Origin of the sequence: Streptomyces callyspongiae (assembly GCF_047200695.1) — a bacterium.
GTDB lineage: Bacteria > Actinomycetota > Actinomycetes > Streptomycetales > Streptomycetaceae > Streptomyces.
On the sequence record NZ_JBJZOM010000001.1, the window covers coordinates 330,930 to 344,031 of the forward strand.

At 72.1% G+C, this 13,102-nt stretch carries 13 protein-coding genes, 1 tRNA gene and 1 pseudogene; 9 read left to right on the forward strand and 6 right to left on the reverse strand.

Features of this window, described 5'->3' with window-relative positions; all coding sequences use genetic code 11:
• Window positions 1-120: 120 nt before the first annotated feature.
• Both ACL06G_RS01620 and ACL06G_RS01625 read left to right on the forward strand, forming a co-directional pair.
• Entirely contained in the window at window positions 121-1,899 is a 1,779-nt protein-coding gene (locus ACL06G_RS01620) for a S1C family serine protease (protein ID WP_412787783.1), read from the forward strand.
• A gap of 88 nt (window positions 1,900-1,987) precedes the next feature.
• Window positions 1,988-2,074: transfer RNA gene (locus ACL06G_RS01625), tRNA-Ser, on the forward strand.
• A gap of 324 nt (window positions 2,075-2,398) precedes the next feature.
• On the opposite strand, the gene ACL06G_RS01630 is transcribed toward ACL06G_RS01625, so the two are convergent.
• The 3 genes and pseudogenes from ACL06G_RS01630 to ACL06G_RS01640 form a co-directional block, all read right to left on the reverse strand.
• Complete coding sequence (locus ACL06G_RS01630) at window positions 2,399-3,061, reverse strand: hypothetical protein (protein WP_412835229.1); 663 nt, start codon at window positions 3,059-3,061, stop codon at window positions 2,399-2,401.
• Between the two features lie 91 nt (window positions 3,062-3,152).
• Window positions 3,153-3,831 (reverse strand): annotated as a pseudogene (locus ACL06G_RS01635) (IS701 family transposase); the annotation flags it as partial.
• Between the two features lie 166 nt (window positions 3,832-3,997).
• Window positions 3,998-4,621 (reverse strand): 2'-5' RNA ligase family protein, encoded by a 624-nt coding sequence (locus ACL06G_RS01640; RefSeq protein WP_412835230.1) that lies wholly within the window; start codon window positions 4,619-4,621, stop codon window positions 3,998-4,000.
• 70 nt (window positions 4,622-4,691) lie between these two features.
• Here ACL06G_RS01640 and ACL06G_RS01645 point away from each other — a divergent pair, with 70 nt between their 5' ends.
• A complete protein-coding gene (locus tag ACL06G_RS01645) occupies window positions 4,692-5,882 on the forward strand; it encodes an NAD(P)/FAD-dependent oxidoreductase (RefSeq protein ID WP_412835231.1) in 1,191 nt (396 codons plus the stop codon).
• A 10-nt stretch (window positions 5,883-5,892) separates the two neighbouring features.
• Window positions 5,893-6,831 (forward strand): sigma-70 family RNA polymerase sigma factor, encoded by a 939-nt coding sequence (locus ACL06G_RS01650; protein WP_412787957.1) that lies wholly within the window; start codon window positions 5,893-5,895, stop codon window positions 6,829-6,831.
• A gap of 22 nt (window positions 6,832-6,853) precedes the next feature.
• Here the strand turns inward: ACL06G_RS01650 and ACL06G_RS01655 are convergent, their stop codons facing one another.
• Window positions 6,854-7,570, reverse strand: coding sequence for a hypothetical protein (locus ACL06G_RS01655; RefSeq protein WP_412835232.1), 717 nt, complete (start codon window positions 7,568-7,570; stop codon window positions 6,854-6,856).
• Window positions 7,571-7,661: 91 nt separating this feature from the next.
• Here ACL06G_RS01655 and ACL06G_RS01660 point away from each other — a divergent pair, with 91 nt between their 5' ends.
• On the forward strand, window positions 7,662-7,805 hold the full coding sequence (locus ACL06G_RS01660; RefSeq protein WP_412835233.1) for a hypothetical protein: 144 nt from the start codon (window positions 7,662-7,664) through the stop codon (window positions 7,803-7,805).
• The gene (locus tag ACL06G_RS01665) at window positions 7,787-8,851 is read left to right on the forward strand and encodes a helix-turn-helix transcriptional regulator (RefSeq protein WP_412787959.1); all 1,065 of its coding nucleotides are present in this window, start codon (window positions 7,787-7,789) and stop codon (window positions 8,849-8,851) included. Before ACL06G_RS01660 ends, ACL06G_RS01665 begins: the two co-directional genes overlap by 19 nt.
• Before the next feature lie 10 nt (window positions 8,852-8,861).
• Here ACL06G_RS01665 and ACL06G_RS01670 read toward each other — a convergent pair whose 3' ends face one another.
• Together ACL06G_RS01670 and ACL06G_RS01675 are read right to left on the reverse strand one after the other, a co-directional pair.
• Window positions 8,862-9,794 (reverse strand): SDR family oxidoreductase, encoded by a 933-nt coding sequence (locus ACL06G_RS01670; protein ID WP_412835234.1) that lies wholly within the window; start codon window positions 9,792-9,794, stop codon window positions 8,862-8,864.
• A gap of 110 nt (window positions 9,795-9,904) precedes the next feature.
• Window positions 9,905-10,342 carry a GNAT family N-acetyltransferase gene (locus tag ACL06G_RS01675; protein WP_412787961.1) on the reverse strand — a complete coding sequence of 146 codons (438 nt, stop codon included), beginning with the start codon at window positions 10,340-10,342 and terminating at the stop codon, window positions 9,905-9,907.
• 120 nt (window positions 10,343-10,462) lie between these two features.
• Between ACL06G_RS01675 and ddaH the strand changes: the two genes are divergently transcribed.
• The 3 genes from ddaH to ACL06G_RS01690 all read left to right on the forward strand — a co-directional run bounded on the left by ddaH (window position 10,463) and on the right by ACL06G_RS01690 (window position 12,988).
• Complete coding sequence (gene ddaH / locus ACL06G_RS01680) at window positions 10,463-11,227, forward strand: dimethylargininase (RefSeq protein ID WP_412835247.1); 765 nt, start codon at window positions 10,463-10,465, stop codon at window positions 11,225-11,227.
• A gap of 63 nt (window positions 11,228-11,290) precedes the next feature.
• The gene (locus tag ACL06G_RS01685) at window positions 11,291-12,010 is read left to right on the forward strand and encodes a YoaK family protein (protein ID WP_412835235.1); all 720 of its coding nucleotides are present in this window, start codon (window positions 11,291-11,293) and stop codon (window positions 12,008-12,010) included.
• A gap of 159 nt (window positions 12,011-12,169) precedes the next feature.
• The gene (locus ACL06G_RS01690; RefSeq protein WP_412787964.1) at window positions 12,170-12,988 is read left to right on the forward strand and encodes a DUF1906 domain-containing protein; all 819 of its coding nucleotides are present in this window, start codon (window positions 12,170-12,172) and stop codon (window positions 12,986-12,988) included.
• The last annotated feature ends 114 nt before the right edge of the window (window positions 12,989-13,102 follow it).

Sequence of the window (13,102 nt, forward strand, 5' to 3'; positions counted from 1 at the left end):
AGCGGCCCGAGGCGGGTACGGCGATTTACGTCCTGTTGACGAGCCATGGGCGATGCTGTCCGGGATACCGGAGAACAGGAACGTGCACCCCGGCGATGTCGTGTACCTGAGGAGAGAGCTGTGAGCACCGAGAACGAAGGCGCTGCCGCCGGCACACCAGCGGCGGGGCCCTCCCCCGCGCAGGACGCGGCCGCGCCCGGCGCCCCGGTCGGAAGCCCGCCGGAACCCTCGGCACCTCCCGCGGTCCCGAACCCGTCGGAGGAAGAGGACTTCCCCCTCGCCCGACCGGAGCGCACGCAGGCGCCCGCCGCGGAGACCTCCCCCGCACCGGCCGCCGCACAGGGCGGGCCGGCAGCGGCCACGGACACCGAGCACACGACGCGGCTGCCGCGCATCGACCCCGACGACCCTGTACCCGGGGGGCCGGGCCCCTCGGCCGGCGGAACCGACACCGCCACCACCCAACTGCCGCCCGTCGTGCCCGGCGCGAAGGACGCACCGGAATCCGCCGCCCCCGGTGCACTGCCCGCGCAGCGCCCGGCGGCACCCGCCGGGCACCCCTCGCCCACGGGCGAGGCCGGCCCGGGCGGCACCGGCGCGCACGGCGACGCCGGAGCCCCGCCGCCCCCGCCGCCCGGCGGGTACGGCACGCCGTACGGCCCGGGAAGCCCGGGCGGCCCCGGAGGACACGGCGGCCCCACGGGACACGGAGGGCCGGGCAGCCCGGGCGGGCCGCAGAGCCCCTGGGGTGCACCGCCCGTACCGCCCCCGCCGCCCGGAGCCAAGCGCCGCACCGGTGGCGTCGTGGCAGCCGTCCTCGCGGCGGCACTCGTCGCCGGCGGCGTCGGAGGAGGCGTCGGCTACTGGGCAGCACAGGGCACGAACGGCGTCACCTCCTCCTCGTCCACCACGGTTTCCGCGGACGGCGGGTCCTCCAGCCGCAGCCCCGAATCCATCGCGGGCATCGCGGCGAAGGCGCTGCCCAGCGTCGTGACCATCGAGACGTCCGGCGGCGGCGAAGGCGGCACCGGCACCGGCTTCGTCTTCGACAAGGAAGGCCACATCCTCACCAACAACCACGTCGTCGCCAGCGCTGCCAGCGGAGGCCGCCTCACCGCCACCTTCTCCGACGGCAAGAGCTACGACGCGGAGATCGTCGGCCGCGCCCAGGGGTACGACATCGCCGTCATCAAACTCGTGGACACCAGCGGGCGCGAGCTCAAGCCCCTCCCGCTCGGCGACTCCGCGAACATGCAGATCGGCGACAGCACCATCGCCATCGGGGCGCCGTTCGGCCTGTCCGGCACCGTGACGACCGGGATCATCAGTGCGAAGAACCGTCCCGTCGCCTCCAGCGACGGGCAGGGCAGCGAGGCGTCCTACATGAACGCGCTGCAGACCGACGCCTCCATCAACCCCGGAAACTCCGGAGGCCCGCTGCTCGACGGCAAGGGCGCGGTGATCGGCGTCAACTCCGCCATCCAGTCCGGCGGAGGCGGCGGTCTCGGCGGCGGCCAGGCGGGCAGCATCGGCCTCGGCTTCGCCATCCCGATCAACCAGGCCGAGCGCGTGGCCAAGCAGCTGATCGAGACCGGCGTGCCGGTGTACCCGGTGATCGGCGTCCGTGTCTCCACAGGACAGCAGGGCAACGGCGCGGTCATCGCGGAGCGGGTCAGCGACGGCGAACCCGTGGCCCCCGGCGGCCCGGCCGACAAGGCCGGCCTCAAACCCGGCGACCGCATCGTCGAGTTCGACGGCTCGACGATCGACAGCAGCCCGACGCTGATCGCGTCCATCTGGGCTCACAAGCCCGGCGAGACCGTCAAGATCAGCTACGTCCGCAACGGCGAACGGCAGACCACCGACATCACCCTCGGCGCCCGCAAGGGCGACGGCTGACCGCACGTCCCCCCGCACCCGTTCCCGCGCGGAGCGGCGCGAACGGATACGCTGTCCCGGTGCCGCCGTCCGACGGACGGCGGCACCGGGAGGTGTGCCCGAGCGGCCTAAGGGAACGGTCTTGAAAACCGTCGTGGCAGCGATGTCACCGTGGGTTCAAATCCCACCGCCTCCGCAGATCAACGGCCTCTGACCAGCGAGAACGGTCAGGGGCCGTTGTCGTGTCTCGTGCCCGCGAGCCTCCGCGCATCCCCGTGGCTCCCCGCTCGATCTGGCACGGAAGTGGCACGACCTCCGGAGCACTGCCAGTTCTGGGCCTTGCCCTTGATTTCGGTACCTGTGTTGCTTCTTGTCCTGGAAGTCGTGATCCGAGTCTGCCTCCTGTGGTGCTGCCTCGTCACACCGTTCTCCTGCGCTGATCACTCAGCCAGGTGTCGTCATCTGTCACCGTTGGCCGTCCTTGGGCGGCCCCACCACGGCCCGGGATAAGTAGGCAGCATCACCGTGCGGGTTGATGCGCAGATGCGTTGCTGCCGGACGCCTGGATCAGGGAATGCGAGGGCGCTGTTGTGCGCCCTCCCTGACCAAACCAGTAGCCAATGATCGTTCCAGCGATTCCGGTTACGGGGATCATGTAGAGCCCGAATTCCTCTGGGGGGACGCCAGCGAAGATGGCGCCCCATGGTGAGATGACAATGGTGATCACCACGGCGACAAGCGCCCACCCGCGTATGCCTTCCGCGCGCCGGAGGAGCATCGCCTGGTTCGAGGCTAGGTCGGCACGGTGCTTACGATCATCAGACTCTAGGTCGGCACGGTGCTTACGATCTTCGAGCTCGACTTCCCAACGACGCTCCGTGTCGCGCAGCTGCTTCTCGGCTTCGACTTCTTCGGGGGTCTCTGGCCGCTTGCCGAGCTGGAAGCTCTGGCCTCGTTCCTTCTCCTGAGAACTGCCGCGCACTACGGCCGCGATGGTCTCCTTGACCAGCTTGTACTCAGTCAGCCAGTCAGCCTCTGACTGCGGCTTTCGACCGATTTCCCACCTTCGGCCGAGGAGGCTGCCGTAGCTCTCTTCGAACTCGGCGGTTCCGACGGGTATACCGCTGATCTCGCTGACATCACGTTCCCAGCCGCTGGCCTGATCGTCGCTGTAGCTACTCACTGGGCCCCCATTGCCTACTGAGCTGATGGCATATCAGTCGTCACCTTAGCTTGACGTTTAACCTCGATCTTGCGTTATCCAGGCTGGCCAGGCCCTTGGCGCCCGGTCCGGCTGAGAGCTTCTGCCACGCCCGCTTCGGAAGTTTCTTGACCAGGGCGTCGGCCCGGATCTGGCCTGCCGGGGTCGTGATGTGGTGGTCTCGGGCCACCGCCAGGACGTAGTTCTGCCCGCGTTCTTCGAGCACGTCACGCAGGTGGGTGTTGCCGTCGTAGGCCTCGTCTCCAGTGACCCAGGTCGCGGTGATGCCGGCGTCCAGGGCCCGGTGGATCATGCGGGTGGCGAGCTGGGGTTTCGTGGCGAAGGAAACGGTGTCGGGGATACCGGCCGCCGCGCAACGGTCGGGGTCATCGGTCCAGGAGCGGGGGATGTAGAGGTCCCGGTCGATCGCCGCGTGTCCGCGCTGGGTGGAGTAGGCGAGGTAGACGGCGACCTGGCAGTTCTCGATACGTTCGGCGGTCCCGGTGTCCTGACGCTGGACACCGACGGTGTGGGTGCCCTTCTTCAGATCACCCGGTCTCGTCGACGACCAGGACCACGTCGTCGGCGCCGAGGTGGTCGATGACGAAGTCTCGCAGGTCGTCCCGGACGGCGTCCGCGTCCCACTTCGCCCTGGACAGCAGGTGTTGCAGGCTGTCCGGCGTCGCGTGGCCGGCGTGCTCGGCGAGCGTCCAGCAGTTCTTGCGGGGCAGGCCCGCGAGCAGACCGGACACGAACTCCCGGGCGTGCCTGCGTGGTTCAACCCGGGCGAACCGGGAGCGATCCGGTCCATCAAGAGCTCGAACGTGCGGCCACCAGCTGTTCTTCTGTCTTCACACACCGATGATCACTGGTGGCCGTACGCGTACCCAGACCGCCCCCGACCAGCAAGATCACGATCTACAGCTGGAGTACTAGCACCCTGGACTGGCGCTGCGGCCATGCCCGATGCAGAGGCCGGTCGAGGTGGGCTGGACCTGTGGTCGTGGGCCGGGGAGCGCACCTGGGTCGCGCTGTCGGAGCCGGTACGTGGGGCACCGCTTTCAGGCGGACGGCAGTACGAACTCCCTCGCCGTGTGCCAAGAACCTGGAGTGTCGCTGCCGACCATCAGGTGAACGCGGTCGCCCCGGGAACGGATCGGCAGGTGCGCCTGCAGCTCGGCAGCTGCCTCCCGCATTTCCGGCAAGATCTGCCAGGTGCGCACTGCCCACTGTGAGATGCGGGGCTGGGTCGAGCACTTTCCCCCGGTACGGCGGGCACTCGGGGAACTGCCGTGCCACCTGCTTCGTGAGCGCACGGAAGGGCGCGTCAGGCTCGGGGGCCAGCCACACCACCTCCTGCCCGAACCACCCCCTGCGCGAGGACGCGCAGGTGAAGGCAGGTGCTGTGCTCAAGCAGGCCCGCACGTCCTCGATCACGTGCTCCGCGAGGCGGTTCGGTGCGACGAACGGATAGCGGACCGTGGCATGCGGGCAGGCCCGTGCACCTCCCACCTCCGCGACAGGCGCAGTGACCCAGGTCACATCCGGCCCCTGTCAGTAATCGGGGCGCCGTCTCGTTCAAGGGGCACGCGAACGAGACGGGAGCACCGCCATGAAGCATCGCATCGTCGTCCTCGGCGCCGGATACGCCGGCGCCTTCGCCGCCGGAAGCCTGGCGCGCCGGCTCTCCCCCGCCGACACCGAGATCACCGTCGTCAACGCCGCGCCCGAATTCGTCGAGCGGATGCGGCTCCACCAGCTCGCGATCGGCCAGGACCTCGCGTTCCGCCAGCTCGCCGACGTCTTCGCGGGTACCGGGGTGCGGCTGCGGCTCGCGCGCGTCACCGGCGTGGACCCGGAACGCCGGATCGTCGCCGTCACCGGCGTGGACGGCGACGACGAGCTCGCGTACGACACCCTCCTCTACGCCCTCGGCAGCTCCGTGGCACAGCACGGCGTCCCCGGCGTCGCCGAGCACGCTTTCGATGTGACCGGCCTGTCCTCGGCGCTGCGCCTGCGCGAGCGCCTGGCCGGTCTGGGTGCGGGTGGCCGGGTGCTGGTCGTCGGCGAGGGCCTGACGGGTATCGAGGCCGCCACCGAGTTCGCCGAATCGCGGCCCGACCTCTCGGTCGCGCTCGCCGCCCGCGGCGAACCGGGTGCCTGGCTCTCCCCGAGGGCGCGCCGGCATCTGCACCGGGCCTTCGACCGGTTCGGTATCGCCGTCCACGCGCACACCCGCATCGAAGCCGTCGAGCCGGCACGGGTGCTCGCCGCCGACGGGACGGCCCTCCCGGCCGACGTGACGGTGTGGGCGGCAGGGTTCGCCGTGCACCCCATCGCGGCCGCGAGCGGCCTCGACGTCGCCGCGACCGGCCAGATCGCCGTGGACCGCAGCATGCGCTCGGTCTCGCACCCGGACGTCTACGCCGCCGGCGACAGCGCCTATGCGATCGGCGGTAACGGCCGGCCGCTGCCGATGTCCTGCGCCTCGGCCGGTATGACCACCATGCAGGCGACGGCCGCGATCGTCGCGCGCCTGACGGGCAGCGAGGTCCCGGAAGCGGGCCTGAAGTACCACGGGAACCACATCAGTCTGGGGCGGTGCGACGCCATCATCCAGAGGGTGGACGGCGACGTCCGGTCGGTCTCGTGGTACCTGGGCGGCCGAACGGCGGCGTGGCTCAAGGCGGGCGTGCTCACCGGGGCCGGATGGGGCATCACCCATCCGACCTTCGGCCTGCCCAAGCGCAGGCGCCGCCTGACCACCGCGCGCGACCGGGCCGGTGCGCGGGCCTCCGCCTAGGGTGCAGGGCATGGACAGCGCAGCCGTCGAACGGTTCGAGGCCGGACGGAACCGGCTGGCCTCGCTCGCCTACCGTCTGCTCGGCTCGGCGGCCGACGCCGAGGACGCCGTGCAGGACGCGTTCCTGCGCTGGCAGGCCGCGGACCGGGAACGCATCGAGGTACCGGAGGCGTGGCTGACGAAAGTCGTCACCAACCTCTGCCTCGACCGGCTCCGTTCGGCGCAGGCCCGGCACGAGCGCGCCGTCGGGGACTGGCTTCCCGAGCCGCTCCTCGACGGCGACCCGATGCTCGGCCCTGCCGAGACCGTCGAGCAGCGCGCCTCGGTGTCCCTGGCCGTGCTGACGCTCATGGAGCGCCTGTCGCCGGTCGAACGGGCCGCCTACGTGCTGCGCGAGGCCTTCTCCTACCCCCACGCAGAGATCGCCGGGATCCTCGACATCACCGAGGCGGCGAGTCAGCAGCACGTCCACCGCGCCCGGCGCCGGGTCGCCGCCGAGCGCCGCGGCGGCGGTGACGTGGACCCCGCGTCCGCGCGCCGGGTCGTCGAGGAGTTCCTCGCCGCCGCCGTCTCGGGGCGCACCGACCGGCTGGTGGAGATGCTCACCGCCGACGCCACCGCGGTCTCGGACGGCGCCGGACGGGCCAGGGGGCTGCTGCGGTACGGGACGCGCGAGCGGGTCGCCACCTTCGTGCGGGCCGGCTTCACGCCCACTCCGGCCAAGCGTCGGCTGGCCGGCGGCACCCCCGCGCTGCACATCGCGCCGGTCAACGGCTCTCCGGCTGTCCTCGCCGTGGTCGGCGGACGGGTGGTGGGTGCCGTGATGTTCGACGTGGGCGACGGCAGGGTCGCTGTCGTGCGCGGCATCGCCGCCGCGGGCCGGCTCGCGCGCCTCGACGACGCCTGGCAGCGGTACGAACCCGGCGCGCCGGTCGTCGAAGCATGGTGACGGGGCGACGGCCGCCGCTCGGTCACGCCCGGGCGCACTGCGGCGGCAGGGTGACCTTTCCGGTCTTGTGCGTGAACGTGTCCATTACCAGCCACTCGTCCAGTTCCGGGTCGTAGAGGTTCTGGACACCGAACTGCAGAACCTGCCAGAACGTCCCCGGATCGTTCCGGTCGACGTAGATGTCGCCGAGGGCGAGCGGGAACCGCAGGAAGTTGCCCGGTGGACGCTCGGGTACGACGATGCCGACCCGCCAGTGGTTCACGCGGCGCGGGCGGCCCCGCTCCAGGGTCTCCTTTCCGACGAACCGTCCGGACGCGAGGATCTCGTTCAGCTGCCGCAGGTCGAATCCGGGAATGCGCGAGCAGGAGTGCTCGGTCAGGCCGGGCCACTTGTACGTCAGCGTGTAGAGCGAGCCGCGGTGGATCAGGTTCGTGAACCAGATCGGGTACTGCGGCCCTCCCGCGATCATTTGGCTGTCGCCGTTCCGGCCCTGCCAGCGGAACGGGACGGTGATGCCCAGGTCCCGGACGATCCACTTCCCCTTTCCGCGGAAGTTGCGCGGCAGGCGGGGCGGTGGCGGCTCGTCCCCGGCGGGTCGCTGCGCCGCCACGGTCTCCCACGAGGAGGCACTCGCCGACGGTGTTCCGGCGCCCTTCTGCGGCAGGGTCAGTGGAACGACGGCGACGGCGGCGGCGAGGGTCGCGGACGCCGCCGCGCGGCGTGTGAGTTTCCAGCCCATGGTGTTCCTCGGCTCTCGCGTCCGCGCCGGCGTGGCGGCGCGGTGTCGAATGCAGGGACGCTCCCCGGTGCCCGGACCGTGAAGACCACGAGTGGGATATCAGAGCGCGGAGGACGGTACGGGAGAGGCGCGCCGCCGCAGCCGCAGCGGCGCCGGAATGCCCGAGGCCATGCGGGTGGCGGGCCGGGTGTCCGTGGGCGGCGGCAGACTGCGGTCATGCGTGCCGCACGACTGATCAGGATGGTGCTGCTGCTCCAGAGCCGGAGCGGGATGACGGCTGCCGAGTTGGCGTCCGAGCTGGAGGTGTCCGAGCGGACGGTCTCCCGCGACGTCCTGGCGCTGTCCGAGGCCGGGGTTCCGGTGTACGCGGACCGCGGCCGTACGGGCGGCTACCGACTGGTCGGCGGCTACCGGACGCGGCTGACCGGCCTGGAACGCACCGAGGCGGAGGCGTTGTTCCTCTCCGGCGTGCCGTCCGCGCTCCGCGGGATGGGGCTGGAGGAGGTCGGTTCCGCGGCGCGGTTGAAGGTCTCGGCCGCGCTCCGGCCGGATCTCTCGGACGCACAGCAGAGCGTGGCGCAGCGCTTCCATCTCGATGCGCCCGGTTGGTGGCGCGAGCCGGAGACGCCTCGGCTGCTGCCGGTGCTGGCCGACGCCGTGTGGAACGACCGCCGGGTCGGCGTGCGGTACCGGCGCACGGCGGGCGTGGTGGCGCGGCGCCTGGACCCGCACGGGCTCGTACTCAAGGCCGGGGTCTGGTACCTCGCCGCGCGCGTGGCCGACGGTGACGGGGCGGACGGTGGTGCGGCAGGTGCTGCCCCCGGTTTCCGCGTGTACCGGGCGGACCGGTTCACGGCGGTCGAGGGGACCGGTGAAGTCTTCGTGCGGGACGGTGAATTCGTGCTGCCGGAGTTCTGGTCCGAGCGGGCCACCGCGTTCGCCCGCTCGCTCCTCCGGGACCGGGTGCGGCTGCGGCTGACCGAGGCGGGCGCGCGGCGGCTTCGTCACGTGACGGACCGTGCGGCGGCGGAGGATGCGGTCGGGTGCGGAGAACGGGACGGGCAGGGCCGCCTGACGGTGACCCTGCCCGTGGAGGACCTGGACGTGGCGTTCTCCCAGCTCCTGGCCCTGGGGCCGGAGTGCGAGGTGCTCGGCCCGGCGGAGCTGCGGCGCCGGTTCGGGGAGGCGGTCCGGCGGATGGCGTCCTGCTACGCCGCCGACGACACCGGCGCTGTCGGGAGCAGCGGGACTTCCGGCAGCACGGGGGCCGCTGTCGGCTGAACCGCCGCGGTCACCGGTATCCGGAGGCGTCCGCGGGCCCGTCCTTCTCCACCACCTCGACGAGGTACCGCCAGCAGTCGGGCCGGGAGCCGTCCGTGTCCGTCAGGCCGTACTCCCGTGCCAGTCCGGTGCTGGAGAGCGAGGCGCCGTGGAAGCGGGCACGCTCCGGGTCGGCCGCCAGCGCGGCGACGCCGCGCCCGAGGAAGGTCGGCGACTCCGAGATCGCGAAGTGCGGGTCCTGTGCGCAGCCCTGCTGCCAGTTTTCCTCGGTGACCCGGAAGTGGGTGTCGAGCATCGTTTCCGAGCGCAGCCACCCGGGAGTCACGCAGACGGTGGTCGCCCCGTACGGTGCGAGCTCCTCGGCCAGTCCGCGGGTCATCCGCAGTGGGGCGGCCTTGGCGAGGTCGTAGTAGAAGGGGGCCCGGTAGCGCCGGTTGTACTCCTCGGTGCCGTCGGTGACCTCCACCAGCAGCCCGCCGGGTTCCCGGATCAGCAGCGGGAGGGCGTACCGGCTGGTGATGATGTGCGTCTCGATGCCGAGGCGCAGGATGCGCAGCCCGTCGGCCAGGTCGTGCTCCCACATCTTCCTGTCCCACTGGACGAGGTGGTCGCCGCCCCAGATGTCGTTGACGAGGACGTCGAGGCGGCCGTGGTCGCGGTCGATGCGTTCGGTGAGGTCCCGCACCTCCTCCGGTACCAGGTGGTCGGCCGGGACGGCGATCCCGTGCCCGCCCGCCGCGGACACCAGTTCCGCGGTCTCCTCGACGGTCTCGGTCGCCCTGCCGGTCTCGCTGGTCCGTCCGCGTGTCGTGCGACCGGTGGCGTACACGGTGGCGCCGGCCCGCCCCAGTTCGACGGCCATGGCACGGCCCGCGCCGCGCGTCGCGCCGGCGACCAGCGCCACTCTGCCGTTCAGTCCGCTCGTTCCGCTCGTTCCGCTCATGATCGCGTCACCTCTCTGTCGGATGCCCGCTCGACGGTGACAGCGATACCGGACACCTCGTGTCCGGTATGGGGTGCGGCTTCCGCGGCTGCGGCCGTGACGGCTGTGCGTCACTCCTCCGGGCGGAGGATCATGAGCCGTTCGGGGTCCGGGACGGGTACGAAGCCGGCCTTGGCGTAGACCTCGTGGGCGTCGAGAGTGGCGAGCAGCACCCGCTTGAGGTCGTACGGGGCGAGGTGGTCGCGGACGCTGGTGGCGATCCAGGTGCCGAGGCCGCGCCCGCGGTGCTCGGGGGAGACGTACACGTCGCAGAGCCAGGCGAAGGTCGCACGGTCGGTCACGACGCGGGCGTAGGCGACCTGGTGCCCGTCGGGGTGGTAGACGCCGAAGTTGAGGGACGACCGGACGGACCGCTCGACCGTGTCGCGGCTGCGGTTCAGTGCCCAGAACGCGTCGGTCGAGAGCCAGTGGTGGATCAGGGCGGTGTCGAGACGGTCCACCGCGGTGGACATCTCGTAGCCGTCCTGTCTGCGGGCGGTCGTCGTCATACCTCGGCATGGTAGTGCGGTGTTCCGCCGGGCCGGTTCGTGAGCGGTCTGGCCAGGTGCGGGTCCGGTTCGTAGCGTTCGGTGCGCAGGCATCACCGAACCGTGAACCGGGAGGTCCGGGTGGAGGGCAGGAAGGCGCTGGTGCGGCGCCCCGGCGGCAGGGTGGCGGAGGGCATCGTCACGCACGTGGAGCGGCGGCCCGTGGACGCGGCGCGGGCGCTGTCGCAGTGGGAGGGGTACGTCGACGCGCTCGCGCGGCACGGCTGGGAGCCGGTCGAGGTCCCTGAGGAGGAGGGCGCGCCGGACAGTGTGTTCGTCGAGGACGCGGTGGTCGTCCACCGGGGGGTGGCGCTGCTGGCGCGGCCGGGTGCGGCGGAGCGGCGGAGCGAGCCGGCCGGGGTGGAGCCCGTGGTGGCGGGGCTGGGGTACGAGGTCCGGCACGTCACGGCCCCGGGCACGCTGGACGGCGGTGACGTGCTGAAGGTGGGCGACACCGTGTACGTCGGCTCGGGCGGTCGGACGAACGAGGAGGGGGTGCGGCAGCTGCGGGAGGCGTTCGGTCCTGGGGGAGCGGACGTCGTCCCCGTGCCGGTGCGCCGGGTGCTGCACCTGAAGTCCGCGGTGACGGCGCTGCCGGACGGCACGGTGATCGGGCATCCGGACGCCGTGGACGCGCCGGAGGTCTTTCCGCGTTTCGCCCAGGTGCCGGAGCCCGAGGGCGCGCACGTGGTGCTGCTCGGCGGAGGGCGGCTGCTCGTGGCGGCGAGCGCGCCGCGTACGGCGGAGATGTTCGCGGAGCTGGGCTACGAGCCGGTGCCGGTGGACATCGGGGAGTTCGAGAAGCTGGAGGGCTGCGTGACCTGTCTGTCGGTGCGGCTGCGGTAACTCCTCGCCCGGGTTCGCCGTTGCACGGGGGGAGAGGCTCGGCGAGGCAGGGAGGCGGATGCGGTGGCGGAGGTGCCTTCCTCGCGTCGGGTGGCCGGGCTGCTGGTGCTGACGTTCAGTTCGGGCATGGTCGACGCGGTCGGGTTCATCGCGCTGGGTCACGTGTTCTGTGCGCTGGCGACCGGGAACGTGCTGTTCCTCGGTCTCGCCGTCGCGGGCGAGCCGCAGTTGGGGGTGAGCAACACGGTCGCCGCGCTGGGGTCGTTCGTGGTCGGGCTGGCGGCCGGGCACCATGCGATCGTGCGGCTTCTGGCGCGGGGCCGGGACTGGTTCCGGATCACGATCGGTGCCGAGACGGTCGTGCTGGCCGCGGCGGCGGCCGCGGGGTGGGGGCTGACGGCGCGGCCGCCGGGGGAGCTGGGGCTGCGTCACTACGGTGTGGTGGTGATGCTCGCGCTCGCGATGGGGGCGCGGACGGCGACGACGCACCGGGTGGGGGTGCCCGGTCTGTCGACGATCCTCATCACCACCTCGCTGGCGCTGCTGTTCGGTACTCCGCCGGGCGGTTCCGGGGAGGTGCGGGGCGACGCACGTGCCGGCCGCACGCATCGTCGGCGGTACCTGACGGCGGTGTTGAGCATTTTCTGCGGCGCCGTGGCCGGCACGTTGCTGCTGCGCCTGGGGGTGACGGCCGCGCTGGTGGTGGCGGCGGGGTGTGCTGCCGCCGTCCTGTTCGTCGACGGTGGCGGCAGGGCGCGCGCCGGGCCCGCGCGGCCGGTGTGACGGGCCGCGGGCCGCGGGGGACGGATTCGCGGGCCGCAGTCGGCGCGGTGTTGCTGCGTTCGGATGAAGCCTGCCGCGTGCCGGAGCCACGTCCGGCATGTCGGTTCCCTCGCGGGCGCGCTCTCCCCGTTCACTCGGCACATGCGGCAGAAAAATCACATGATCCGACGCATCGTCGTGCTGGTGTCCGCGTACGCCTCCCTCTTCGCCGTGGCGCCCGCGGGCCCCGCCCACGCGGACACCGACCCCGCCCGCGACGCGGCCGTCTTCACCGGCCGCGCCTTCGACACCTGCCAGGCACCCTCGACGCGCACCATGGAGGCCTGGACCGCCTCCCCCTACCGTGCCGTCGGCGTCTACATCGGCGGTCGGGGCCGGGCCTGCCCCGACCAGCAGCACCTGACGCCCGGGTGGGTGCGGAGCGTCACCGCGATGGGCTGGTACCTGCTCCCCCTCTACGTGGGCTCCCAGTCCCCCTGTGTCCACTCCGACCGCAAGCGCTCCTACGCTCTCGACCCGTGGCGCGCGGAGGAACAGGGCGCCTCGGAGGGACGCGACGCCGTGCGCAGCGCACAGGACCTGGGCATGCAGCCCGGCAGCCCCCTCTACCTCGACATGGAGGCCTACGACCAGGACAACACCCGCTGCGCGCGGAACACGCTGCGCTTCGTGCAGGCGTGGAACCGCGAAGTGCGCCGGCTCGGCTACCTCCCCGGCTTCTACAGCAGCGCCGGCTCCGGGGTGGCCCACATGCAGCAGGCACGGAACGGGGGCCGCCGGAACCTGCCCGAAATCCTGTGGTTCGCCCGCTGGAACACCGCCCCCGACGTGCGGGACGAGCCGGTCCTGAACCCCGGCGACTGGCAGCCGCACCGCCGCATCCACCAGTACCGCGGCAACGTCACCGAGACGCACGGCGGCCACCGGATCACCATCGACCGCAACTGGATGGACGCACCCGTCGCCAAGATCGCGTAGGGTCGGGGCGGCCGCAGCCGCCCCGACCGCCCGCCCGACCCCGAGACGGAACCCCGAGCGGCACCGGAGTCCGCAGGTGGTGCGCCTCCACCCGCAGGAGGTCGGCCCGCGCCC

Bases quoted from the DNA above. Each gene is read 5' to 3' on its own strand.
- ACL06G_RS01665 (WP_412787959.1), top strand. From the start codon at position 7,787: ATGCGTGCCGCACGACTGATCAGGATGGTGCTGCTGCTCCAGAGCCGG.
- ACL06G_RS01690 (WP_412787964.1), top strand. From the start codon at position 12,170: ATGATCCGACGCATCGTCGTGCTGGTGTCCGCGTACGCCTCCCTCTTC.
- ACL06G_RS01645 (WP_412835231.1), top strand. From the start codon at position 4,692: ATGAAGCATCGCATCGTCGTCCTCGGCGCCGGATACGCCGGCGCCTTC.
- ACL06G_RS01655 (WP_412835232.1), bottom strand. From the start codon at position 7,570: ATGGGCTGGAAACTCACACGCCGCGCGGCGGCGTCCGCGACCCTCGCC.
- ACL06G_RS01675 (WP_412787961.1), bottom strand. From the start codon at position 10,342: ATGACGACGACCGCCCGCAGACAGGACGGCTACGAGATGTCCACCGCG.
- ACL06G_RS01650 (WP_412787957.1), top strand. From the start codon at position 5,893: ATGGACAGCGCAGCCGTCGAACGGTTCGAGGCCGGACGGAACCGGCTG.
- ACL06G_RS01670 (WP_412835234.1), bottom strand. From the start codon at position 9,794: ATGAGCGGAACGAGCGGAACGAGCGGACTGAACGGCAGAGTGGCGCTG.